Below are 1,346 nucleotides of genomic sequence, written 5' to 3'. Positions count from 1 at the left end.
TTACGGTTCCTGGCCTTTTGCTGGCCTTTTGCTCACATGTTCTTTCCTGCGTTATCCCCTGATTCTGTGGATAACCGTATTACCGCCTTTGAGTGAGCTGATACCGCTCGCCGCAGCCGAACGACCGAGCGCAGCGAGTCAGTGAGCGAGGAAGCCTGCAGCGGCCGCTACTAGTAGGTCTCTAAGCTATAAACGCAGAAAGGCCCACCCGAAGGTGAGCCAGTGTGACTCTAGTAGAGAGCGTTCACCGACAAACAACAGATAAAACGAAAGGCCCAGTCTTTCGACTGAGCCTTTCGTTTTATTTGATGCCTGGACCTTTATTATTTGTATAGTTCATCCATGCCATGTGTAATCCCAGCAGCTGTTACAAACTCAAGAAGGACCATGTGATCTCTCTTTTCGTTGGGATCTTTCGAAAGGGCAGATTGTGTGGACAGGTAATGGTTGTCTGGTAAAAGGACAGGGCCATCGCCAATTGGAGTATTTTGTTGATAATGGTCTGCTAGTTGAACGCTTCCATCTTCAATGTTGTGTCTAATTTTGAAGTTAACTTTGATTCCATTCTTTTGTTTGTCTGCCATGATGTATACATTGTGTGAGTTATAGTTGTATTCCAATTTGTGTCCAAGAATGTTTCCATCTTCTTTAAAATCAATACCTTTTAACTCGATTCTATTAACAAGGGTATCACCTTCAAACTTGACTTCAGCACGTGTCTTGTAGTTCCCGTCATCTTTGAAAAATATAGTTCTTTCCTGTACATAACCTTCGGGCATGGCACTCTTGAAAAAGTCATGCTGTTTCATATGATCTGGGTATCTCGCAAAGCATTGAACACCATAACCGAAAGTAGTGACAAGTGTTGGCCATGGAACAGGTAGTTTTCCAGTAGTGCAAATAAATTTAAGGGTAAGTTTTCCGTATGTTGCATCACCTTCACCCTCTCCACTGACAGAAAATTTGTGCCCATTAACATCACCATCTAATTCAACAAGAATTGGGACAACTCCAGTGAAAAGTTCTTCTCCTTTACGCATCATTAAAACACTCCTTTAAGACAGTTTTGACTGGCTGTGATAAAGGTTAAACCTTCCAGCAAGGGGAAGGTCAAGAAATTAATAAACCAGGCGAGTAAAAGTCCGTAAAGATTAAAAAATTGGCTCAATTTGCATCAGGATTAGACATTTATCTCTTTGTTTTCCTGAAGTTAAGTTGCGGGTGCTAAGTTAAATCAAGATGCCTGAAAATCGGCACCGGGGTGAGGAATTACCTCCCGCATCTATAAAAAGGAGTTAACAAAAGATGTTAGATGCAAACAAATTACAGCAGGCAGTGGATCAGGC

At 42.2% G+C, this 1,346-nt stretch carries 1 protein-coding gene; it reads right to left on the bottom strand.

Features of this window, described 5'->3' with window-relative positions; translation table 11 throughout:
* Positions 1 to 323: 323 nt before the first annotated feature.
* Positions 324 to 1,043, bottom strand: a complete 720-nt coding sequence (locus tag KGB14_RS24385; RefSeq protein ID WP_223489208.1) for a hypothetical protein — start codon at positions 1,041 to 1,043, stop codon at positions 324 to 326.
* Positions 1,044 to 1,346 lie beyond the last annotated feature (303 nt).

Source organism: Pseudomonas sp. A-RE-19, from assembly GCF_019956555.1.
GTDB lineage: Bacteria > Pseudomonadota > Gammaproteobacteria > Pseudomonadales > Pseudomonadaceae > Aquipseudomonas.
The sequence above is the reverse complement of the archived record's forward strand: the minus strand, read 5'-3'. Positions and strand labels throughout refer to the sequence as shown.